The organism is Nocardia asteroides (assembly GCA_019930625.1).
Classification (GTDB): domain Bacteria; phylum Actinomycetota; class Actinomycetes; order Mycobacteriales; family Mycobacteriaceae; genus Nocardia; species Nocardia sputi.
This window is the reverse complement of the sequence record CP082844.1, coordinates 2,184,129-2,204,498: the sequence shown is the minus strand read 5'-3', so window position 1 is coordinate 2,204,498 and position 20,370 is coordinate 2,184,129. Positions and strand designations below refer to the sequence as shown.

At 67.5% G+C, this 20,370-nt stretch carries 23 protein-coding genes and 1 tRNA gene; 5 read left to right on the top strand and 19 right to left on the bottom strand.

Features of this window, described 5'->3' with window-relative positions:
- Positions 1-259: 259 nt before the first annotated feature.
- Positions 260-1,420: a helix-turn-helix transcriptional regulator gene (locus K8O92_10080; protein ID UAK34185.1), complete on the bottom strand. Its 1,161-nt coding sequence runs from the start codon at positions 1,418-1,420 to the stop codon at positions 260-262.
- A 162-nt stretch (positions 1,421-1,582) separates the two neighbouring features.
- On the opposite strand from K8O92_10080, the gene K8O92_10075 reads away from it, so the two are divergent.
- Both K8O92_10075 and K8O92_10070 read left to right on the top strand, forming a co-directional pair.
- A complete protein-coding gene (locus K8O92_10075; GenBank protein UAK34184.1) occupies positions 1,583-1,894 on the top strand; it encodes a hypothetical protein in 312 nt (103 codons plus the stop codon).
- Positions 1,891-2,076, top strand: a complete 186-nt coding sequence (locus K8O92_10070) for a hypothetical protein (protein ID UAK34183.1) — start codon at positions 1,891-1,893, stop codon at positions 2,074-2,076. The genes K8O92_10075 and K8O92_10070 overlap by 4 nt, the downstream gene beginning before the upstream one ends.
- A 275-nt stretch (positions 2,077-2,351) precedes the next feature.
- On the opposite strand, the gene K8O92_10065 is transcribed toward K8O92_10070, so the two are convergent.
- The 10 genes from K8O92_10065 to K8O92_10020 form a co-directional block, all read right to left on the bottom strand.
- Entirely contained in the window at positions 2,352-2,651 is a 300-nt protein-coding gene (locus tag K8O92_10065) for a hypothetical protein (GenBank protein ID UAK35586.1), read from the bottom strand.
- 26 nt (positions 2,652-2,677) lie between these two features.
- A complete protein-coding gene (locus K8O92_10060; protein UAK34182.1) occupies positions 2,678-2,932 on the bottom strand; it encodes a hypothetical protein in 255 nt (84 codons plus the stop codon).
- 102 nt (positions 2,933-3,034) lie between these two features.
- Positions 3,035-3,874, bottom strand: a complete 840-nt coding sequence (locus K8O92_10055) for a hypothetical protein (protein ID UAK34181.1) — start codon at positions 3,872-3,874, stop codon at positions 3,035-3,037.
- A complete protein-coding gene (locus tag K8O92_10050; protein UAK34180.1) occupies positions 3,871-4,092 on the bottom strand; it encodes a hypothetical protein in 222 nt (73 codons plus the stop codon). The genes K8O92_10055 and K8O92_10050 overlap by 4 nt, the downstream gene beginning before the upstream one ends.
- The gene (locus K8O92_10045; protein UAK34179.1) at positions 4,056-4,430 is read right to left on the bottom strand and encodes a helix-turn-helix domain-containing protein; all 375 of its coding nucleotides are present in this window, start codon (positions 4,428-4,430) and stop codon (positions 4,056-4,058) included. The genes K8O92_10050 and K8O92_10045 overlap by 37 nt, the downstream gene beginning before the upstream one ends.
- Positions 4,431-4,536: 106 nt before the next feature.
- Positions 4,537-6,564: an AAA family ATPase gene (locus K8O92_10040; GenBank protein ID UAK34178.1), complete on the bottom strand. Its 2,028-nt coding sequence runs from the start codon at positions 6,562-6,564 to the stop codon at positions 4,537-4,539.
- On the bottom strand, positions 6,561-6,791 hold the full coding sequence (locus tag K8O92_10035; GenBank protein UAK35585.1) for a DUF6011 domain-containing protein: 231 nt from the start codon (positions 6,789-6,791) through the stop codon (positions 6,561-6,563). The genes K8O92_10040 and K8O92_10035 overlap by 4 nt, the downstream gene beginning before the upstream one ends.
- 11 nt (positions 6,792-6,802) lie before the next feature.
- Positions 6,803-7,162, bottom strand: a complete 360-nt coding sequence (locus tag K8O92_10030; GenBank protein ID UAK34177.1) for a hypothetical protein — start codon at positions 7,160-7,162, stop codon at positions 6,803-6,805.
- A gap of 35 nt (positions 7,163-7,197) precedes the next feature.
- Entirely contained in the window at positions 7,198-7,770 is a 573-nt protein-coding gene (locus tag K8O92_10025; protein UAK34176.1) for a hypothetical protein, read from the bottom strand.
- A gap of 94 nt (positions 7,771-7,864) precedes the next feature.
- Positions 7,865-8,059 (bottom strand): DNA-binding protein, encoded by a 195-nt coding sequence (locus K8O92_10020; protein ID UAK34175.1) that lies wholly within the window; start codon positions 8,057-8,059, stop codon positions 7,865-7,867.
- A 121-nt stretch (positions 8,060-8,180) separates the two neighbouring features.
- On the opposite strand from K8O92_10020, the gene K8O92_10015 reads away from it, so the two are divergent.
- Together K8O92_10015 and K8O92_10010 are read left to right on the top strand one after the other, a co-directional pair.
- Positions 8,181-8,750, top strand: a complete 570-nt coding sequence (locus K8O92_10015; GenBank protein ID UAK34174.1) for a helix-turn-helix domain-containing protein — start codon at positions 8,181-8,183, stop codon at positions 8,748-8,750.
- Positions 8,737-9,924: a site-specific integrase gene (locus K8O92_10010; GenBank protein UAK35584.1), complete on the top strand. Its 1,188-nt coding sequence runs from the start codon at positions 8,737-8,739 to the stop codon at positions 9,922-9,924. The genes K8O92_10015 and K8O92_10010 overlap by 14 nt, the downstream gene beginning before the upstream one ends.
- Positions 9,925-9,963: 39 nt before the next feature.
- On the opposite strand, the gene K8O92_10005 is transcribed toward K8O92_10010, so the two are convergent.
- From K8O92_10005 to K8O92_09995, 3 genes are all read right to left on the bottom strand, one after another.
- Positions 9,964-10,051 (bottom strand) — tRNA-Ser (locus K8O92_10005).
- A gap of 50 nt (positions 10,052-10,101) precedes the next feature.
- Positions 10,102-10,536, bottom strand: a complete 435-nt coding sequence (locus K8O92_10000) for a nucleoside deaminase (GenBank protein ID UAK35583.1) — start codon at positions 10,534-10,536, stop codon at positions 10,102-10,104.
- Positions 10,537-10,579: 43 nt separating this feature from the next.
- Positions 10,580-11,119 (bottom strand): tRNA adenosine deaminase-associated protein, encoded by a 540-nt coding sequence (locus K8O92_09995; GenBank protein UAK34173.1) that lies wholly within the window; start codon positions 11,117-11,119, stop codon positions 10,580-10,582.
- Positions 11,120-11,177: 58 nt separating this feature from the next.
- On the opposite strand from K8O92_09995, the gene K8O92_09990 reads away from it, so the two are divergent.
- Positions 11,178-12,128: a prephenate dehydrogenase gene (locus K8O92_09990; GenBank protein ID UAK34172.1), complete on the top strand. Its 951-nt coding sequence runs from the start codon at positions 11,178-11,180 to the stop codon at positions 12,126-12,128.
- A gap of 22 nt (positions 12,129-12,150) precedes the next feature.
- On the opposite strand, the gene K8O92_09985 is transcribed toward K8O92_09990, so the two are convergent.
- The 5 genes from K8O92_09985 to K8O92_09965 all read right to left on the bottom strand — a co-directional run bounded on the left by K8O92_09985 (position 12,151) and on the right by K8O92_09965 (position 20,213).
- The gene (locus K8O92_09985; GenBank protein ID UAK34171.1) at positions 12,151-12,765 is read right to left on the bottom strand and encodes a putative glycolipid-binding domain-containing protein; all 615 of its coding nucleotides are present in this window, start codon (positions 12,763-12,765) and stop codon (positions 12,151-12,153) included.
- A 49-nt stretch (positions 12,766-12,814) separates the two neighbouring features.
- Positions 12,815-14,821, bottom strand: coding sequence for an ABC transporter ATP-binding protein/permease (locus K8O92_09980; protein ID UAK34170.1), 2,007 nt, complete (start codon positions 14,819-14,821; stop codon positions 12,815-12,817).
- On the bottom strand, positions 14,818-16,689 hold the full coding sequence (locus tag K8O92_09975; protein ID UAK34169.1) for an ABC transporter ATP-binding protein/permease: 1,872 nt from the start codon (positions 16,687-16,689) through the stop codon (positions 14,818-14,820). Before K8O92_09975 ends, K8O92_09980 begins: the two co-directional genes overlap by 4 nt.
- 236 nt (positions 16,690-16,925) lie before the next feature.
- A complete protein-coding gene (locus tag K8O92_09970; GenBank protein ID UAK34168.1) occupies positions 16,926-18,854 on the bottom strand; it encodes an AMP-binding protein in 1,929 nt (642 codons plus the stop codon).
- A gap of 108 nt (positions 18,855-18,962) precedes the next feature.
- Positions 18,963-20,213, bottom strand: coding sequence for a beta-ketoacyl-ACP synthase (locus K8O92_09965; GenBank protein UAK35582.1), 1,251 nt, complete (start codon positions 20,211-20,213; stop codon positions 18,963-18,965).
- Positions 20,214-20,370: the final 157 nt, after the last annotated feature.

The following is a 20,370-nucleotide window of genomic DNA, read 5'->3' as shown; positions in this document are numbered from 1 at the left end:
GTAGTGGTGGTCGGACTCGGTCACCGGGACGACCTCCTTCAGCGGTCTATGCAGAAGAAAAGCCCCTCACCTGGGCGAACAGATGAGGGGCTGGAGCGGTGGCGGAGGGATTTGAACCCTTTCCGCCACCCTGGCCAGGCCCTCAAGCCTGCTTTGATCTGCGAAAACACATCTCTGTAACTAACTCCAAATCACCCTAAATCACGGGCACTTGTGCCCAAAATGTGCCCACGTCGAGATGCCCTGAGCGGGGATCAGGTCACAGCGTCGTACCGAGCCATGACGCGAACCCCACCAGGCCCTCACTCTGCCGCCGCTGCGCCGCCGCGATCCCGTGAACCGTCTCCCGTACCCCCGGGTGCAAGCGGGTCTGCTGCGGCGCCGCAGCGCGGGCCTTGTTCAACGCAACCAGGGCCTTGTCCGGCTTGCCCGACATCAACCACGCGCGGGCGTTGTCCTGCCAGTGATGCCCTATCCGGGTCGGCGGCGCTCCGACCGAGTACGCCAGTTCGGCGCCTTCAATCGCGGCCCGGTTCGGGTCGCCGGATTCGAGCTCGACGGCGTGAGAGTGGATCTCGGTGTTCAGTGGCCCGAAGTCGACCATGTACAGGTCGGTTTCGCCGGTGCGGGCCGCAATCTCGCGCGCGGCGCTGATGTGGTCGACCGCGGCCGTGTGGTTCAGCTTCCGTGCCTCGTTCACCGCCCCGGCAAGGTGCGAGTACCCGCCCAGGATCAGCCCCGGCCGAGTCTCGTCGGCAGTAGAAATCGCCGTGTCGATGAGTTGGCCGGCGACCTCCGATTCTCCATAGTGAGTGAGGACTCGTGCCCGTGCCAGGACGGAGAACGCACCCCAGTTGCGATCATCGGCCAGCGGCGCATAGGTGTCGGCCAGGTCCAGCGCGGGCAGCGTGAGCAGAAGGTGCCCGGTTCGCCGGGCCGACCACTCCGCGAGCACGTACGCGGCCGTCAGCATCGTGTAGGCGCGTGCCTGCTCGTCGCCGGACAGCTCGCGCACGGCGCCGTGCAATCGGCGGATGATGCCCGGTAATGCCGCGATGGTCTGCCGTGTCCGGTCGCGGCGGTACAGCAGTTGCGCGGCCGAGAGGTCGGCCTCGAGCTGTGGCAGCGGACCGGGGTCGACCGCGCGGGCGTACCGACCCTCGGTCAAGAGCACCGACAGTTCGTTGACCGCATCGGATAGCGGCTTTCCATCGTCGTAGGGGGCGCCGGTCAACTGCTCTGGGGTGATCCGTAGAGCACGCGCTACCGCCGAGATGAAGCCAGGAGAAGCAGGCTCCCGCCCTTGCTCCACCGCCTTCACCATGCTCAGGCTGTAGGCGGCCCGGGAGGCCAGCGCCCGTTGGCTCAGCCCGGCAATCTTGCGTTCGGATGCGATCCGCTGCCCCACGCTGTCGCTCATGTCCCGAGGGTAGATCGATCGCGGCTCGCTGTCCCCTCACTGTCCCTCGGTGATCTTGCCGTACGCGAACGTTTTTGGCAGGCCCCGACGCCGGGATGAGCCCCCGAACTCCCCGGCGTCGGGTGCTACCCAACACACCACAACGCGCCCGGGGGTATCGAGATGCCCGAAGAACTCGCAGTCGTACTGATCGTCGTAGCCGCCGTCGTCGGGATGCTGCTACTCCTGTTCTGGGTGCTGCCGTGGCTGATCGAACGCGGCGATCCTGATTCAGCCTCAATCGAGGCTAAGCCAGCCGATCGCCTCGAATACGCCTGCCACCCAGCGCCGGTGGTGCCCTTCACTGTCGCTCAGGCCCGGATCGTCATGCAGAAGCTCATTAGGTGCGATGCCGAGCGCTGCGACTGCAAGGCGGCTGCGTTCCGGGTGCTCGTCGAGGCTGGTCTCGTGAGGCCCGCGAAGGCGCTGAGGTGAACGCAGCCAGGCCGGACGATGATGCACTCCGGTTCCGCGGGTTCGATGCCGATGGCACCCCGCAATACGTCGGCCCGGACGGTTGGCCGCGCACGCCCGAAGAGCACGCGGAGATCCTCGAAGACGAGGCGATCGACCGGGCACATGATCTGCTGGACCGGCAAGACGACGACATCGCGTAACCAACCACCTCCGCCGGTTGCGTCACGTGACAGAGGCGCTCCGAAAAGTGCGGAATTTTCGCACTTTCAGCCGGGGGTCCTCATCTTCGAGTACCCCCGGTTCCGCCGTTGCGAGGGAGTCGGACTCCCGCCCGAGTTCCGGCGGGTACCAGCGATTTTGCCGACGTCGGCACGCTGGCCCCGAGTCGCCCATTTTGAACTCTCCGCATCCCCGAGCGCCCTCCCCGCAGGTGCAGCGCCCGTCACGGCGAGGGGTACTCCCCCTACCCATCCGGCTAGCCGCGGTGCCGCTCGCGGTCCCAGCGGACCAGGGCGGCGCGCTGATGACGTTCCGACTTCGCGGCGCCCTCCGCGGCGGGGTTCAACCGAGCCAGCAAATCCGCCTGTGCACGCTCCAGCGCGCGCAACTCCGCCGACAGCCGCACCACCGAGTTCGGTCGGGGCTCATCGCGCGACAGCTCGGCGTCCAACTGGTCTTGCACGACCTCGGCGCGGTCGGCCGCACGCCCGGCGAGAGTGAGGTACTCCTCTTCGTGTTCGGTCCATTCATGGCCCGGCGCCAGAGCGGCGTCCATGCGCTTGCGCAGCGCGGTCGACGGCTTCATTCGCTCCACCTCCGATCGGAGATCTCTTCGGCAAGGGCAGCACCGACGTCGGTCACCGGATCCAGCTCCCAGAGCTTGAACCCGCGCTGTCGACCAGCCGCAGCGTGAATCCGGTCCAGCTCCGAACCGATCGGCGACGGATGCTGCCGAGCCGGGGACGCCTCGATCAACTCACGAATGCGCGCCAGCTCGCCGGGGGCGAACGCACGGACAGGCGGCCGGGCACCCTGCGGATCCTTCATACGGGCCACCACCTACCTCCTTCCGGTAATCCCCGTTGCACTGCACGGACAGTCAGGCCCTATGCCTACCGGGCGGGCTTCGCTACCCCCGAGGGGGTATACCCGCCTGGGTCAGATCAGCGTGACGCGCTTGCCGCGACGGTTGCTGCTCGTGTCGGTGTCACGGATGGTGCGGTTGATGTCTGCCCAATGCGCGTAGCGTGCTCGCGTCTCGGCGAGGCTGCGGGGCACGTGGATGCGGAACCCGTTGTGCTGTCCGCGTGCGATGGCGAGCACGGTGTTGTTCGGGTCCTGCTTGATGTGGTGCACGAGGTTCTGTGCCGCGCGACCGAGCTGTCCTGTCTCGCCGTTGATGATGCGGTCACTGAGCGCGTGAGCGTCGAGGATGACGTGGCCGGCATCGGCTGGTGGCTCGAGCCACGTGGCTGCCTGTGGTGTACCGCTCGGTGGTGTGGGCAGGACGCTGGCGATCAGGCTGATAGTGCGTGCTGCGGTGTACACAGCGGTGAGGCTGTCGCCGTACCCGTGGTCAACGGCGTGCTGTGGGTCGAGGTTGGGTACGCGGGCAGCGTGCTCGACGAGGGTCCGCTCGGCGGTGTCGAGGTGGTTGGTGAGTTGGGCAAGGTAGTGGTCGAGGTTGCTGGTGACGGTCGCGTCCAGGCTGGCGATGAGGCTGGATTTCAACCCGGCGCCGATGACGGCTTGCGCTGCCGCGTGCTTGGCTTCGCGTGCCGCGGCGTCGGCGAGTAGCGCGTCCCATTCCGAGGGTGGTGTGTTCCCCATGGCGGCGGCAACGGCGCGGTAGTCGACGGCGTAGTCGGCGGGGATCCGTGCCGCGGCGGCGAGGGTGTCGGCGAGCCGTGTCACGTCCTCGGGGTGGGTGGCGCCGAATTGGCGGATGACGGCTTCGGCGCGGATGCTGGCGCGGGGGTTGGTGTTGAGGGTGATCACCGGTTGTTCTCCTTGCCCTGTTCGAGTTCGGCGGCGAATTCGCGTGTGGCCTGTTCGGTGCGGTCGAACAGTTCGGCCAAGCTGTCGACGGCTTGCCGCCGGACGGATTCGGCTCGGCGTTGCCGGGATTGGACGATGAGCTGTTTTGCGGTGTTGTCGTCGAGTCCGGCGAGAAGGTCGATCAGGCCGCCGGAGTCGCCGGTTTCGGGACTATCCATTTCCCTCCGATCTTTTGACCGCCGAGCCGCTCGGCGCGTCGCTGCGCGGTGCGCAGGCTGCAACCGAGCGTCTCGGCGAGCTCAGCCGTGGAAGTGAGCGAGTCCAGCGTCTCGCCTTCGCCGGGGGTTGTCGCCGGGTCGGTGTCGTGGTGACGCGCCATCGTCGCGGCGGCCGCGGTGAGGGTGTCGCGGAGCTGGAGGTACCGGGCAGGGATCGCGCGACCGGTACCGCGACGGCGGATGATGCCTTCCCCGATGAGGTGGGCAACATCGTGGACCGCGGTCCCAGTCAGCACGACGACACCGCCGGAGGTGATGACGCAAGGTTCGACGGTCATCGCTCACCCCCGTCGGTGTGCTGTGGAAAAAACGCCGGGGAGAGAAACCCGCCTATCCCGAGGGGTGCGGTTGGCGAATATGGGGTTACCTCCCCCGGGGTGTCGGTCATGCGGGTTCACCGGTCCCTCCACTCTCGATCGGACGGCCGCCGCGTGTGCGTTTCCGGACACGTGTGCGGTGTTGGTGTTCGGTGTGGCGGGCGAGGGTCAACGGGGTGACCGTGGCGACGGGTTCACCCGATCCGAGCCACTGCCCGACCATGCGGCCCGGAGTGCGGACGGGCGGTGCCGACTCAGTCGGTTCACCAGTGGGCTCATTCACGGGAGCGTGAGCCGACTGGAGTTTCCGCTCAGTGGGCTCACTGTGTTTGTGCTGGTCGCGCCCAGTTGGCTCAGTGGGCTCATTCGGCTCACGTGTATGTGTGCCCTGATCCGACTGAGCCGACTGGAGTCGCCACACAGATGTGCGTGGGAACCCCGTGATTTCGTAGGCGACACCGATCGATTTCGCGGCGCGTTTGATCGTGGCGTCCGACAGTCCTTGCTTGCGTGCCTCCGCCTTGACGATCTTCGCAGCGGTCTGGCCGTGCTGAGTGAGGTAGTCCTCCAGCCATGCTTCGGCAGCCGTGCGCTCCTCGGCATCCGGGGCTTCGTCTCCGGCGAGCAATTCCCGGGCGTCACGCTCGGATTCGCCAAGCCACCGCAGCACCCCGACATCGGCCGTGCCGTCCTCGGTGGGGATGGTCGCGGATTCGATCACTGCTTCCATCGAGCGCACCCGCGGCGCCAAATTCGCCTTGGTGTTGGTGACGATCAGGTTGCCGGACTCCTCGTCCTTGGCGACCGACAGCACCGACCGGGCCACCTGAGACCACGCGATGGACCCAAGGATCAACTTGCCGGTGTCGCTGCCGTCGCGCTTGCCGAAGTGGCACAGCCCGAGCACCACGCACCCGCGGCGCGCGGCGAGCTGGGCCAGCGGCTCGAGGAACTGGCGCACCTGCCGATCGTCCTTGCCCGACAGCTCCGAGGACATGGCCGATGTCGCGGCGTCGAGCACGATGAGCGACACCTCATGCTCCACCACCAGATCCTCGAGCGCGCCGACATCGGCAGGCAGAATCAGCGTCCCGGTATCGCTGTGCTCGGTCTGCACGTCCACGAACAACACGCGATCCATATCGGCACCCGCGGCACGCAGCCGCGGCGCGACGGTGAACTCTCGGGCATCCTCGGTGTGCAGGTACAGCACATTGCGCGGTTGCCCGAACCATTCCCCCTCAAGTTCGCCGCGCGTCACCCGAGCGCACTTCTCGCACGCGATGGTGGACTTGCCCAGGCCCTCGCGACCAGCCAGCAGTACGAGCGAGCCCTCCGGCATCCAATCCTGGTCGACCCACCGCACTCGCTTGGTTTTCACCTCCGAGCCGCGGGTTACAACCAACCGCCGCGGCGGTCGAACCTCTGCCAGCACGACCAGGTCTCCCACATCGTGACCGGCGGCGATATGGTCGGCCAGATCGTTGCCGTTCTTCGCCTGGGTCACCGTCACCCGGGCGGCGATGCCTGCCAAATGTGCGGCTACCTTCTCGGCGCGCTCACGCCCTGGGCCGTCCTTGTCGGCGACGACGAGCACCGGGCGGCCGCGCAGCGGGGACCAATCCGCTTTGTCCGGCGGTGTGCTCGCGCCCTGGGCTTGGCTGACTGCGAACGCGTCGACCGACTGGGCGGCGATCACGTCCTTCTCGCCTTCGACGACCAGCACCGGCACACCACGGTTCTCCGGCAGACGATCGGACCCGAACAACGCGGTACCGACCTTGTTCCCGGACTGATGGAACGTCTTGCGACCGTCGCGGTATCGGCGCTCCACGATCCGGCCGTCCGGGTACTGGTAGCGCGGCCGCGGGGAATCGAACAGCTCGGGCTTGCTCAGGCCAAGGTCGGCAAGAACCCTGTCGACGTCGCCGTTGTGGCAGTAGACGACAACACCGTCCTCGGTCTTGCGGAACGTCGTACCGCGGTCTTGGTGACTGTGTCCCGGCGTGGATGCTGCGCCATGATCGCCCTTGTCGTCGACGATGCAACCGTGGTCGCGCAGCGCGGCGACGAGACGACTGTAGGCATCGGTCATGCGGCAGCCTCCTTGTCGATCGCGAGCTTGCGACGGCAAACCGGACCCAAATGCCACGCAACAGACTCCGCGGCAACAACCCATTGCCCGCAGCGCTGGCAGCGGACCGCGAGCCGGAATCCACGCTCACGCGCAGCGGCGAGAACTGCCGCGTCAGCCTTGTCCTGGTACAACTCCGTTTCGGGAACGCCCGAAGGCGCGACCGATCCGGTCGCGCCCTGGGTCATTTCGTGTTCACTCAACGGCCACCTCCGAGGGTCAGCTCGGCGTGGTCTCGCGACTCGATCAGCTTGGCCCGTAGGTCGGCACCGAGTGCAGGTGAGAGCGCGTCGAGCACTTCCAGCAGTGGCCGCAGAACGTTGCGCGCCATCAGCGACAACGCACCCGCGGCGACGTACCCGAAGAAATCGGGGTCGAGGGCTTCCGCCCATTCGGTGCCGATCCGGTCAAGTGCACCGTCATCGCTCGCCGCGGCCGACATTTGGTACATCAACCGGGTTGCATGGGCCTGCATGCTGGCGATGTCGACGACGCTGCGCGGCAATCCGTCGTCACCTACGACCATGACGTGGTCGCCGAGACCTCCGGGTGCGGTCATCGCGCCTTCCCTCCTTTGCGCGTCTTGCGAATCGGTCACGGCCGCACCCCCTCGTTTTCGACCTGCTCGGCGACTTGGAGCAGGAGCCCGGCCAACTGCCGCGCCTCGACGGGCGTCAAGTCCATGTCGCCGCCCAAGGCGCACACGTAGACGGAATCGGGACCGCCCCACTGCCGCCGGGCCGACACCTCGCACGCCGGGATGTTCTCGGCGTGGGTCTGGCGTTCCAGCGTCAGCGGGATCAGGTGGTCGGGCCCCCAGCAGACCCGGTCGGCGGCGAACATCTCGTCCAGGTGACCGGTGCCCAGATTGCAGAACAACGCGCAACTTTCGGCCCGGCTGCACTGCGAGCACTTGACCGGGACGTCCGGCAGCGGCACAGAGATGGTGCCGATGGTCGCGTTGCAGATGGAGCAGAGTAAGGCGCGTACCGCCGCCTCCACCTCAGTGCGATTGAAGACGAGGTTGTCCTCTAACCCTTCGATGGTGGCGACAACAGAGTGCCCGGTGAGCGCCTTGACGGTGGCCAGTTCCCCGGATGTCAGCACCCGAATTTGGTCGCCGATACGGAACGTGGGCTGGGGGACGGGGTTGATAGAGTTGTTCATGACACTTCCTTGTGGTGAGGATTGGTGTTTTCGACCCGGTGAGCGGCTCCACCCGCTCCCGGGTCGCTTCCGTTTCGATGACCGGTGAATCGCACTAGGCAGCTCCGGGCGCCGTGCTGGACGTGTTCGCCTCAAGCCAGTCGTAGACGTCCTGCCACTTGTAGATGACGGTCCGCCCGTACTTGACGTAAGGGACTCCGACGCCGCGATACCTGTCATTGGCCAGCCGCGCCGTGGTCGTGCGAAGGAACTTCGCCACTTCGGCTGGCGTAGCCAGGGCCTGATCCATGGCTCTCCTATCACTTTGATGTGCTATCGCATCACTTTGTTACGATATGGCCATGATGCCCGACGGTTGCCGATGAGTCAAGATGATCTCGAGAGACAACACTTTGATAGACTCCCCGACCATGGCGCAGACCGAGAAGAAGAATCCTTTAGGCGCGACGGGCGAGACCGTGCGCGAGAACGTCAGGCTTCACAGAGAGCGGCTGAACCTGAAGTTTGCCGACCTGTCTCGGCGGCTCGAGGCTGCTGGCCGCCCCATCCCGGTACTTGGACTGTCAAGGATCGAGAAGGGAGAGCGGCGTGTAGATTCCGACGACCTAGTTGCCCTTGCCCTCGCCTTAGAGGTCTCCCCGATCACCCTGTTGATGCCCAATCCTCAAGGAGCAACCTCCGAAACAGCCTTAACCGCAACAGGGTTGGATGACTCAGTAACCGCCAAACAACTCTGGGACTGGCTTCGAGCCGATGCGCCAGTCGACCTCGTTGATCGCGTAGACGAGCAGACGCCAGCGGAGCGGGCCGCGGAGCGGCGATCTCTGCTCTCGTTTTTCGCCAAGGCACTGCCGCTCTGGAGGGCGGAGCAGATCGCAGAGGGGTTACTTGATATCGCGGCGCTCGATTTCGGCACCGAAGAAGAACGCGAAGCGATCGTCAAGAAGTACAGCCGAGGGCGCGGCGATGGCGACGATTGAGCCGTACGAAACGCAGTCCGGGAAGCGGTACATGGTGCGCTACCGCGCTCCGAGTGGCAAGCAGACGAAGCGCCGCGGTTTTCGGCGCAAGGTCGACGCCGAGAGGTTCGCGAACACGGTCGAGGTATCGAAACTGGAAGGCAACTACGTCGCGCCGAGCCTGGGCAGGGTCACGTTCGACGAGCTGGCGCCGGACTGGCTGAAAGAGAAGAAGGCGAGCGTGGCGCCCTCCAATTTCCGGACGCTCGACGCGGCCTGGCGCAACCATGTACAGCCACATTGGGGACACGTTCGAATCGGTGATGTCACGCAAGATTCGGTGCGTGAGTGGGTGATTGATATGCGCCTGGCCGCACAGGAACGCGCCGCAGAGAAGGGGAAGCCGGACATCAACGCAGGGGCGACCGTGATCATTCGGGCGTTCGGTGTTCTCGCGGGAATGCTGGATATGGCCGTGGATACGAAGCGGCTGCTTCCCAAGAATCACGCTAGGGGCAAGCAGGTCTCGAAGGTGCTGCCGACGAAGACCAAGAAGCGGCACGTGTACCTCAATGCCGATGACGTGCAGCGGCTTGCGAATGAGGCAGGACGACATCGGCTCCTGGTGTTGATGCTCGCCTACTGCGGGCCACGGTGGGGCGAACTGATCGCGCTGCGCGTCCGCGACATCGACGTCCCGCGCAGGCGCATAACTGTGGAGAACAACGCGGTGCAGCTCGGCGTCGACCACGCGGAGGGCCAGACGAAGGGCAAGGAGATTCGAAGCGTCCCGGTCCCCCGGTTCATCCTCTCCGAACTCGCAGTGCGCGTCGCCGGGCGCGATGGTGACGCGCTGGTCTTCCCGCATCCCGACGACGCGACCAAGTTCCTGCCGCGACCGAAGACGGAGGGCGGATGGTTCACCGGTGCGGTGAAGCGCGCGCAGGTGCAGCCGATCACCCCGCACGATCTACGGCATACCTGCGCGTCGCTGGCTGTGTCGGCCGGGGCAAACGTGCTGGCGCTTGCCCGGCTGCTCGGTCACAAGGACGCCAAAGAGACCTTGAACACCTACGCGGACTTGTTCGACGACGACCTCGACAAGCTTGCCGATGCCATTGACCAGGCGTACGGACCGGGCGAGTGTGCCCAAAATGTGCCCACGGCCGAGGAAACTGCCGCTACTGCGGCATGAAAAAGCCCCCTACCTGGCGATTCAGGTAAGGGGCTGGAGCGGTGGCGGAGGGATTTGAACCCTCGGAGGGGGGTTACCCCTCACACGCTTTCGAGGCGTGCTCCTTAGGCCGCTCGGACACGCCACCGCCGACAACCATACCGGACCCTCGCCGGATCACTAAATCGCCAGGAGGCATCAGCGCTGGGTGCGGAAGAACGCGTCGAGCAGCGCCGCGCATTCGTCCTCCAGCACGCCGCCGCGCACCTGGGGCCGATGGTTGAGACGACGGTCACGCACCACGTCCCACAGCGACCCGACGGCGCCGGTTTTCGGCTCCCACGCACCGAAGACCAGACGGCCGACCCGCGCGAGCACCAGCGCGCCCGCGCACATGGTGCACGGCTCCAGCGTGACGGCGAGGGTCGCGCCCTCCAGCCGCCATCCGTCGCCGTGTACCGCGGCGGCACGTCGCAACGCCAAGATCTCCGCGTGCGCCGTCGGATCGCCGAGCGCTTCTCGCGCGTTCGCGGCGCGCGCGAGTTCCCTTCCGGTGGAGTCGAACACGACGGCGCCGACCGGCACGTCACGATCCCCGGCGGCCGCCGCGGCGTCGATCGCGGCGCGCACCATTTCGGCGTCCGAAAGGCTCGGGCCGTCCGGTAGAACGCCCACGTCAGCGCGGCAGTTTGTCCAGCACCGCGGCGAGTTCGTCGGCGAAGCCGAGACGCTGGGCGATCATGCCGAGCTGCTCGTCCGGATAGAGCTCGGTCTCGGCGAGGATGACGCTCAGTACCGGTTCGGGCAGGCCGAGATCGGCCAGCACACCGAGGTCGCCCTCCTCCCACGGCTCGACGTCGTCCAGTTCGTCCGGGTCGATATCGGGGATTTCCACGTTGAGCGCCTCGAGCACGTCCGCGGCGATGTCGTAGTCGATCGCGGCCGTGGCGTCCGACACCAGCATCCGGGTCCCACTCGGCGCGGGTCTCAGCACGATGAAGAACTCGTCGTCGATGTCGAGTAAGCCGAACACCGCTCCGGAGCTGCGCAAAGCCTTCAGTTCGTTTTCCGCGGCGGACAAATCGGTGAGTGCGTCCCGGCTCAGCGGACTGCACCGCCATTTGCCTTCTTCGCGGACAACCGCCACTGCGAACCCTTCCACGTCGTCGTAATCGTCCGACGCCGCCCTGTTCGTGCCCGAGCGCTGTGCTGCCATGGCCGCAACGGTAGTCTGCTCGAGCTGAAATGTTGAAGTCGTATGCCAATCTGTTCCGGTGACTTCGGCGAAGAAAGCACCCGTATGCGTCCTCGGGACCGGTTTGATCGGTGGGTCGCTGTTGCGCGCGGCCGTCGCCGCGGGTTACGACGGCTGGGGATACAACCGCTCAGCGACGGGGGCGCAGGCCGCGCGCGCCGACGGGTTCGATGTCACCGAGGACTTGCCCGCCGCGCTGCGCCGCGCCGCGGAGACCGACGCGCTGATCGTCGTCGCGGTGCCGATGCCCGCGGTGGACCACATGCTCTCCGCGATCGCGACCTACGCGCCGGACTGCGCGCTCACCGATGTGGTGAGCGTCAAGGCGCCGGTCGCGGCCGCCGTGCGCGCCCGCGGTCTCGCCGACCGGTACGTCGGCGGTCACCCCATGGCGGGCACCTCCGAATCGGGGTGGGCCGCCACCGATCCCGCGTTGTTCCGCGATGCCGTGTGGGCCGTCGGCGTGGACGAGGGCACGAAGGTCGACCCGTGGACCCGCGTGGTGCGCCTGGCGCTGGATTGTGGCTCGGTGGTCGTACCGGTGGTGGCCGCGGAGCACGACCGCGCCGTCGCGCGCATCTCCCATCTGCCGCATGTGCTGGCGGAGGCACTGGCGCTGGCGGGCGCCGCGGGGGGTGATCTCGCGCTGGGACTCGCGGCCGGGTCGTTCCGGGACGGCACCCGGGTCGCAGGTACCGCCCCCGATCTGGTTCGCGCCATCTGCGAACCGAATTCGGCCGCGTTGCTGGAAGTGCTGGACGAAACCCTCACGGTCCTCGGCGACGCGCGCGACAGCCTGCGCGAGGAACAGTCCCTCGCGGATCTGGTCGAGGCCGGGCACGACGCGCGACGACGCTACGACTCCGCGCGACGACGGCCGATCACGGACATCCGACCGGGCGAGCGGGATTGGCTGGAAGACCTGCGGGCGGCAGGCGAGCGCGGTGGCGTCATCACTCAACTGAGTTGACCTTCCGCCCACCGGCGCCGCCTCAGATCCGCTCGGCCAGGCCCGGGTAGTCCAGGAGGAAACCGTCCGCGTCCACCGTGACCGTCGCGCTGGAGACCGGCGACAGCACGCTGATGCCGCCGGCGGCGCTGCTGTAGATCAGCGTGGCCTCCTGCACGAGCAGGTCGGGCAGGCGCACATAGACCACCGGGACCTGGACTTCCTCGACCGCGTGCTGCAGGTCGTAGCGCCGGATCGGCAGGGTGTTGAAGAACGGGCTGAGCACCACGTCCACGTCGAGTGCCCCGGCGAAGGTGGAGCGGACGTGGTTGCCGCCCGCGTCGACGAGCCAGTAGTTCTCCTCGTCGCGGGCGATCGAGGCGTGCCGCTCACCGGCGGCGGTCGTGGTACGCAGCGACAGTCGTTTGGTCGCGCCGTTCTCGTCGGTGACCAGGTCGTAGGAGGCGCTGAACGCGGGGTGGTCCGCGCTCGCGCCGCCGATCATGCGCCCGGCGGCGCGGATGCGGTTGCCGTTGAGTTGCACCCGCACCGACTCCATCCGCGTCGCGTCGTGGGCGCGCCAGGTGAGGATCGCCGGCCACCGGGATTCCTGCGGGCTCGCGGCGGGGCGCTCGGGGTCGGAGGCTGGGGTCGTCACGTATCTACCGTAAGCGACACCCGGCCCCGGCCCGCACAACCGTCGCTGATCACACGAGCGACTCCCGCCAGGCGGCGTGCAGGTCGGCGAACCGGCCGGTCCCCGCGATCAGGGCTTCCGGCGCGCCGTCCTCGACGATCCGGCCGGACTCGAGCACCAGCACCCGGTCGGCGATCGCCACCGTGGACAACCGGTGGGCGATGATCACCGCCGTGCGCCCGCGCAGCACGGTCTCCAGCGCCCGCTGCACCAGCCGTTCACTGGGGATGTCCAGGCTCGAGGTGGCCTCGTCCAGCACGATCACGGCGGGATCGGCCAGGAACACCCGTGCGAACGCGACCAGCTGCCGCTGCCCGGCCGAGAGCCTGCCGCCGCGCTTGCGCACGTCGGTGGCGAAGCCCTCGGGCAGCGCCTGCACGAAGTCGTACAGACCGACCGCGCGCGCCGCGGCGTACACCTCCGCGTCGGTGGCCGTGGGCCTGCCCAGCCGGATGTTGTCGGCCACCGAACCGGAGAACAAGTAGGACTCCTGGGTGACCATCACCACGTTGCGGCGCAGGTCGGCGTCGGAAAGATCACGCAGGTCGACGCCGTCCAGGGTGACCACGCCGCCGGACGGGTCGTAGAACCGCGTCAGCAACTTCGCCAGTGTCGACTTGCCCGCACCGGTCGCACCCACCAGCGCGATCACCTGCCCGGCGGGAATGTCCAGGGTGAACTCCGGCAGCACCGGTCGCGTGCGGCGGTCGGACTTGCCGAAGATTCCCGAGTCCGAGTCCGAGTCCGACGGCACCGCCTCGGCGTCTTCCCCCGCCTTCGGCGCCCCGGCCGAGGCATGACCGGTATCGCCACCACCGGAATCGGCCGTGGGCGCGCTTCCGTAGCCGAACCACACCTTCTCCATCCGCACCGCGCCGGACGCCTTGTCCAACGCCACCGGGTGCGCGGGCTCGGGCACCGACGGCTCCTCCTCGAGCACACCCGAGATCTTCTCCAGCGCGGCGGCCGCGGACTGGTAGGCGTTGAACACCTGCGCGAGTTGGTCCAGCGGACCGTAGAACTCGTTGAGGTACAGCAGGTAGGCCGCGAGCACGCCGACCGCGAGGTCACCCTCGATCACCCGCCAGGCGCCGACCACGATGACGGTCACCGTGGTCAGGTTGCCGAGCAGTTTGGTCAGGCCCGCGTAGTCACCCATGCCGCGCATGGCCGCGGTGGTGGCCTGGCGGTATTCCGCGTCCTCGACCGCGAGCACCGACTCGTTGCGCTGCTCCCGGCGGAACGCCTGCACCGCCCGCATGCCGCCCATCGACTCGACGAACTGCACGACCACCTTGGCGATCGCGCCGCGCGTGCGGCGATAGCCCGCCCGCTGCCTGCGCTGCGCCCAGCGGGTGACCACCACCAGCGGGACGAAACCGGCCAGCACGATCGCGGCGAGCGCCTGGTCGAGATAGATCAGCAGCACCGCGATGGTCAGCACCGACAGGATCGCGCTGAGCGCCTGGTTGAGCGCGCTCTCCAGCAGTTCCTGCAAGGTCTCGATGTCACCGGTCAGCCGCGCGACCACCTTGCCCGAGGTGTACTTCTCGTGGAAGGCCACGCTGAGTCGCTGCATGTGCGTGAACGAACGCACGCGCAGATCGAACAGCACGCTCTGGCTGAGCCTGCCGGACACGCGCAGGAAGGTGAACGTGCTGACCACGTTCAGCAGGACCGAGCCGAGGTAGCCGGTCACGGTCCAGGCCAACGGCGCCCAGTTCCCCTCGGCACCGCGCGCGATGCCGGTGTCCAGCGCGTAGGCGACGAACAGCGGCGCCGACACCATCGCGGCGTTGTCCAGCACGATGAGCAACAGCCCGAGCGCGGCCAGCTTGCGGTAGGGCCGGACCAGATCGAGCAGCAGGCGCCGGGAACGACCGGCCAGCACCAAGTTGCCGGTCTGGGTGACCTCCTTGTCCTCGCTCGCGATGCCGCGCCAGTCCCCCGCCTCGTCCGCGCGTGCGGGATCACTCTGCGGAGTGACGTCTTCCGTGTCGACCGCCGTGGTACTCATCGCTGCTCACCTCCCATGAGTTCTCGGTAGTTCCTGCTGGTACGCAGAAGATGCTCGTGGGTTCCCTCGGCGACGATCCGGCCGTCGGCGAGCACCGCCACCCGGTCGGCCAGCGCCGCCGTGGACGGACGATGCGCGACCAGCAGCGTCGTCGCATGGGCCAGCACGGTGCGCAGGCGTTCCTGCACCCGCTCCTCGGTCTCCACGTCCAGGGCGGACAGCGGGTCGTCGAGCACCATGATCCGGCTGCGCTCGCCCGCACCGGTGAGCACCGCGCGAGCCAGCGCCAGTCGCTGCCGCTGGCCGCCGGACAAGCTCAGGCCCTGCTCGCCGATCCTCGTGTTCAGGCCCCAGGGCAGGTCGTCCACGAACTCGGTGGCCTGCGCGACATCCAGCGCGCGGCGCACGTCGGCGTCCGTGGCCGCTGGGTCGCCGAGCGCGACGTTCTCCCGCACACTCGCGGAGAACAGCACCGGGTCCTCGAACGCGACCGACACCAGCGAGCGCAGGCCGGCGACTCGCATCGCCGCGATGTCGATGCCATCGATGGTGATGGCGCCACCCGTCACGTCGTACAGGCGTGGGATCAGGTTCAGCAGTGCGGTCTTGCCGCTACCCGTCGCACCGACCAGCGCCACCGTCTCACCGGGACGCACTCGCAGCGACACGCCCCGCAGTACCTCGCCTTCGGCCTCCGGAAAAGCGAAATGCACTTCGTCCAAACATAATTCGCCGCGAATATGCTCGGGCGGATCCACCGGGTCGGCCGGGTCGGTGATATCGACCGGGGTGTCGATGATCTCCCAGTACCGATCGGCAGCGGTACGCGCGTCGTTCAGCTCGGCGAGCAGGAAGCCGGTCCAGATGATCGGCCACTGCAGGAAGGTCGCCAGCGTGATGCCCGCGATCAAGGTGCCCAGCGTCATCGTGCCGTGCGCCACCGCGTAACCGCCGTAGCCGAGGGCGAACGCGATGGCCAGCTGCGGCAGGCTCACCATGCTCGACCACAGCGTCGCGTCCAGGCGGGCTTTCAGCAACTCGGTCTGCCGCAGCTCGTGCGCCTGGGCGGTGAAACGGCGGCCGAAGTACACGCCACGCCCGAACGCCTTGAGCACCCGCACGCCCTGCGCGGACTCCTCGGCCGTGGTGGCCAGGTCGCCGGACTGGTCCTGCGATCGCCGCGAGGCCAGCGAATACCGGCGCTCGAAGCGAATGCAGATGGCGGCCAATGGAATCGAGATCACCACGAAGATCAGGCCGATCTGCGGGCTCAGCGCGATCAACACGAGCAGGCCGACCGGGATGATCACGGTGTGGATGAGCAAGAACGGCCCCGCGAAGGAGACGAACCGGCGCAGGGTGGCCAGATCGTCGATCGCACGCGACAGCAACTGCCCCGACTCCCACGCGTCGTGCCTGCCGATCGCCAGCGCCTGCAGCTTGCGAAAGATCCCGGCGCGCAGAGTGATCTCGAATCGAGTGGCCGGAGCGGCGATCAACCAGCGGCGTCCCCACACGCCGGCCGCCTCCAGCAGGCCGAGCACCAGGACGACGGCCACCGGCCCGAGCGCGCCCGCGAAATCACGATGTGCGACCGGGCCATCGATGATCCGCGCGATCATCAGCGGAATCACGACGGCGGTCAGGCCGGCCAGCAGTGCGAGTCCGCTGGCGGCGAGCAGGATGCCGACGTGCGGACGCAGGTACGGCCAGAATCGGCGCAGTGAGTGCAGGCGGCCCGTGGCGGCGGGCCGCCGCGTTCTGTCGACCTCCGGTTCGGCCGACGAAACGTGCAGCGCGACAGACAAAACTCCCCCTCGAGGTATGTGACTGGCGGCAGAGAGCGGGACCTCCGGTGATGTTGGCATCGGAGTCCGACATTCCAGGGTCGCACCGCGGCGTGCCTCGACCAACCGATTTTCCGGCCGCCGCCGGACATCCGCGCTCGTCGAGGCGCCGGGTTCGACACTCATTCACCAAGCCAACAACCTCGAGCGAGCTCGAGGTCAAGCCGCGCGGATCTACACCCGGTCGTGTGCTGATCGTCGCTGGTCACCGACCCCGACCGCTACCGCGAGGTGGTGTCGTTCCCCCCGTTCCGGTTCTAGTTCACGACCACGCTCTCGGACTCCCACTCCTGCGGCGCGTCCGGGAACGCTTGCTGCTGATGACCGCCGCGCAGCGTCCCTTCCAGATAGGCCGCCCGGCAGGCGCGGCGGGCGATCTTGCCGCTGGAGGTGCGCGGGATCGAGCCCGCGGGCACCAGCAGCACGTCCCGGACCATGACGCCGTGACGGCGCGCGATCGCGGCGCGCACGGTGTCGGCGACCGGCTCCGACTCGAGCTTGCCCGCACGGGTGTTGCGCTCCGCGACGATCACCAACTGCTCGGAGGTGTCCTCGGCGTCGAACGTCAGACCGGAGTGGCTGCCCTGCTCGAAGACCAGCGCGGGCAATTCGTTGGCAGGCACCGAGAACGCCGCGACGAAGCCGGGGCGCAGCGCCGTGCTGCATTCCTGGGCCGAGAACTCCAGATCCTGCGGATAGTGGTTGCGGCCGTCCACGATGACCAAGTCCTTGACCCGGCCGGTGATGTACAGCTCGCCGTCGAGATACGCGCCGAAATCGCCGGTGCGCATCCAGTTGGCGTCCTGCGGCGTGCCCTCCGCGTGACTGCCCTCCGGCAGCCGCTCGGCCAATTTCGCGCGGAAAGTGGCCTTCGTCTCCTCGGGACGCCCCCAGTAACCGATGCCCATGTTCTCGCCGTGCAGCCAGATCTCGCCGACCTCACCGTCGCGTCGCTCGGTGCCGTGCTCCGGGTCGACGATCACCGCCCACTGTGACCGCGCTACATAACCGCAGGACACCTGCGCGATCGCGTTGTCGGCGTCCGGCGCGACCTCGACCATCCGCCCCGCGTTCAGCTCGGCTCGATCGACATGCACGACCTTCGCCTTGTCCTCGGCCTTGGTGGCGGAGACGAACACCGTCGCCTCGGCCATGCCGTAGCACGGCTTGATCGCCGTCTCCGGCAATCCGTACGGCGCGAACGCGTCGTTGAATTTCTTCATCGACGACACCGAAACCGGCTCGCTGCCGTTGATCAGCCCGATCACATTGGAGAGGTCCAATTCCTCGCCGGGCTTGGGCTTGCCGCGCGCTGCGGCGTGCTCGAACGCGAAATTCGGTGCGGCGGCGAAGGTTCCAGCGCCGTCGGAGGCCGCGGCAAGCTCTTTGATCCAGCGGTAGGGCCGGCGTACGAACGCGCTCGGCGACATGATCGTGATGAATCCACCGCCGACGGTCGGCAGAATCACCGCGAGCAGGCCCATGTCGTGGAACAGCGGCAGCCAGGTGACTCCGCGCGAGTTCTCCGTGACGCCGATGGCGTCGATCATCTGCAGCAGATTCGTGCCCACCGCGCGGTGGGTGATCTCCACACCCGCGGGCGTCCGGGTGGATCCCGACGTGTACTGCAGGTAGGCGACGCTGTCGATGTCGATGTTCGGGCGCACCCAGGAGACGCCGACACTGTCCGGGATCGCCTCCACCGCGATGATGCGCGGCCGCTCCGGCGGCGGCAGGTGCCGGAAGAACTTCCGCACACCGCCTGCCGCGGAACCCGTCGTGAGGATCACGGCGGGTTTGCAGTCACCGAGCACCGCGTGCAAGCGATCGGTGTGACCCTGTTCCTCCGGATCGAACAACGGAACCGCGATATTGCCCGCGTACACCGCGGCGAAGAGCGAGACGACATAGTCGAGTCCTTGCGGGGCGAGAACCGCCACCCGGTCCCCCGGCTGCGTGACCTGCTGCAACCGGGCCGCCACCGCGCGCAGGCGCACACCGAACTGCTGCCAGGTGAGTTCGTGGTATTCGCCGTCCTGTTCCCTGGAGTAGTCGATGAAGCGGTAGGCGAGGCCATCGCCGTTCTCGGTGCTGTGCTTGTCGACGAAGTCGATCAGGGTCCTGTTCCCGCGGATTTCGATCTTGCCCTGATCGTTCAGAAAGTCGTCGAAGGTTTCGTCGATCATCGCCTTATCCTTTTCCAGCGCACAGACACTCGGGCCGTGCAATGACACCGAACACAGGTCGATAACGAAGCGTCGGGAAGGCTAGCAGGTGTCCCGGCCACCTGGCGGTCAGTACCGGCCGAAGGCGAGCGCTACATTGTGCCCGCCGAATCCGAAGGAGTTGTTCAGGGCGTAATCGATACGGCCGGGCCGGGCCGCGCCGTGCACCACGTCCAGCTCGATCTGCGGATCCTGATTGTCCAGATTCAGCGTGGGCGGCACGATCTCGTCCCGCACGCTGAGCACCGTGATCACCGATTCGAGCGCGCCGACCGCGCCGATGGAATGACCGAGGGCCGATTTCGGCGCGTAGACCGACGCATGGTCGCCCACCGCCTGGTGGATCGCGCGCGCCTCCGCCGTATCGCCGATCGGCGTGGCTGTCGCGTGCGCGTTGACGTGCGTGATGTCGCCCTTGGCCAGACCGGCCGTCCGCATCGCCCGCGTCATCGCGCGCGCGGCGCCGACGCCCTCGGGGTCGGGCGCGACCAGATGGAAGCCGTCGGAGGTGACGCCCGCGCCCATCAGCCGGGCATGAATGGTCGCGCCGCGCGCCTTGGCGTGCTCCTCGGTTTCCAGCACCATCAGCGCGCCCGCCTCGCCGAACACGAAACCGTCGCGGTCGGCGTCGAACGGACGCGAAGCGCTCTTCGGCGCGTCGTTGCGGGTGCTCATGGCGCGCATCATGGTGAACGCCGCGATCGCGATGGCCTGGATCGAACCCTCGACGCCGCCGGTGACCACCACGTCGGCGTCACCCATGACGATCATCCGCCACGCGTTGGCGATCGCCTCCGCGCCGGACGAGCAGGCCGACACCGGCGTCGACACCCCCGCGCGGGCACCGAGTTCCAGCGCGACGCATGCCGCGGCGCCGTTGGGCATCATGGCCTGGACGGTGTACGGCGAAACCTTGCGGTAGCCCCCGTTGTGCAGCTTGTCCCGAGCGTGGATGAGCGCCTCGGGTCCGCCGAGCCCGGTGCCGATGGACACCCCGAGACGGTGCTTGTCCACTTCGGGGCTGCCCGCGTTGCGCCAGACCTCGCGCCCGAGCACGATGGCCAGCTGCTCCACGTAGGCGAGCTTGCGGCGCTCGTCCGGGTCCAGGTACGCGGTGGGCGGCACCTTCAGATGCCCGCCGATGCGCACCGGCAGCTCGAATTGGTCGATGAAATCGTCATCCAGGGTGTCGATGCCGCTGTCGCCGTTGAGCAGGCCCTTCCATGTGGAGTCCACGTCGGCCGCCAGAGACGTGGTCGCCGCCAGGCTGGTGACCACAACGGAGGGGAATTGTCCGTTCCTGCTGGAAGGCAAAGGCATGTTTTCGCTCACTTTCCCTAGCGTCGCTCTGGAACTTCGTCGAGCAAAAGCAATGCGCGAGCGCGCCACCAGGATCGTGGGCGGCCCGCGGTGGAACGCAGGCGGATCGACCGGTCATCACGTCCTGTGCGACCACCCCTGTGCATTATTGGAAAAA

Bases quoted from the DNA above. Each gene is read 5' to 3' on its own strand.
- K8O92_10080 (UAK34185.1), bottom strand. From the start codon at position 1,420: ATGAGCGACAGCGTGGGGCAGCGGATCGCATCCGAACGCAAGATTGCC.
- K8O92_10075 (UAK34184.1), top strand. From the start codon at position 1,583: ATGCCCGAAGAACTCGCAGTCGTACTGATCGTCGTAGCCGCCGTCGTC.
- K8O92_10065 (UAK35586.1), bottom strand. From the start codon at position 2,651: ATGGACGCCGCTCTGGCGCCGGGCCATGAATGGACCGAACACGAAGAG.
- K8O92_10050 (UAK34180.1), bottom strand. From the start codon at position 4,092: ATGGATAGTCCCGAAACCGGCGACTCCGGCGGCCTGATCGACCTTCTC.
- K8O92_10045 (UAK34179.1), bottom strand. From the start codon at position 4,430: ATGACCGTCGAACCTTGCGTCATCACCTCCGGCGGTGTCGTCGTGCTG.
- K8O92_10040 (UAK34178.1), bottom strand. From the start codon at position 6,564: ATGACCGATGCCTACAGTCGTCTCGTCGCCGCGCTGCGCGACCACGGT.
- K8O92_10035 (UAK35585.1), bottom strand. From the start codon at position 6,791: ATGACCCAGGGCGCGACCGGATCGGTCGCGCCTTCGGGCGTTCCCGAA.
- K8O92_10030 (UAK34177.1), bottom strand. From the start codon at position 7,162: ATGACCGCACCCGGAGGTCTCGGCGACCACGTCATGGTCGTAGGTGAC.
- K8O92_10025 (UAK34176.1), bottom strand. From the start codon at position 7,770: ATGAACAACTCTATCAACCCCGTCCCCCAGCCCACGTTCCGTATCGGC.
- K8O92_10020 (UAK34175.1), bottom strand. From the start codon at position 8,059: ATGGATCAGGCCCTGGCTACGCCAGCCGAAGTGGCGAAGTTCCTTCGC.
- K8O92_10015 (UAK34174.1), top strand. From the start codon at position 8,181: ATGGCGCAGACCGAGAAGAAGAATCCTTTAGGCGCGACGGGCGAGACC.
- K8O92_10010 (UAK35584.1), top strand. From the start codon at position 8,737: ATGGCGACGATTGAGCCGTACGAAACGCAGTCCGGGAAGCGGTACATG.
- K8O92_10000 (UAK35583.1), bottom strand. From the start codon at position 10,536: ATGGTGCGCGCCGCGATCGACGCCGCGGCGGCCGCCGGGGATCGTGAC.
- K8O92_09995 (UAK34173.1), bottom strand. From the start codon at position 11,119: ATGGCAGCACAGCGCTCGGGCACGAACAGGGCGGCGTCGGACGATTAC.
- K8O92_09980 (UAK34170.1), bottom strand. From the start codon at position 14,821: ATGAGTACCACGGCGGTCGACACGGAAGACGTCACTCCGCAGAGTGAT.
- K8O92_09975 (UAK34169.1), bottom strand. From the start codon at position 16,689: ATGCCAACATCACCGGAGGTCCCGCTCTCTGCCGCCAGTCACATACCT.
- K8O92_09970 (UAK34168.1), bottom strand. From the start codon at position 18,854: ATGATCGACGAAACCTTCGACGACTTTCTGAACGATCAGGGCAAGATC.
- K8O92_09965 (UAK35582.1), bottom strand. From the start codon at position 20,213: ATGCCTTTGCCTTCCAGCAGGAACGGACAATTCCCCTCCGTTGTGGTC.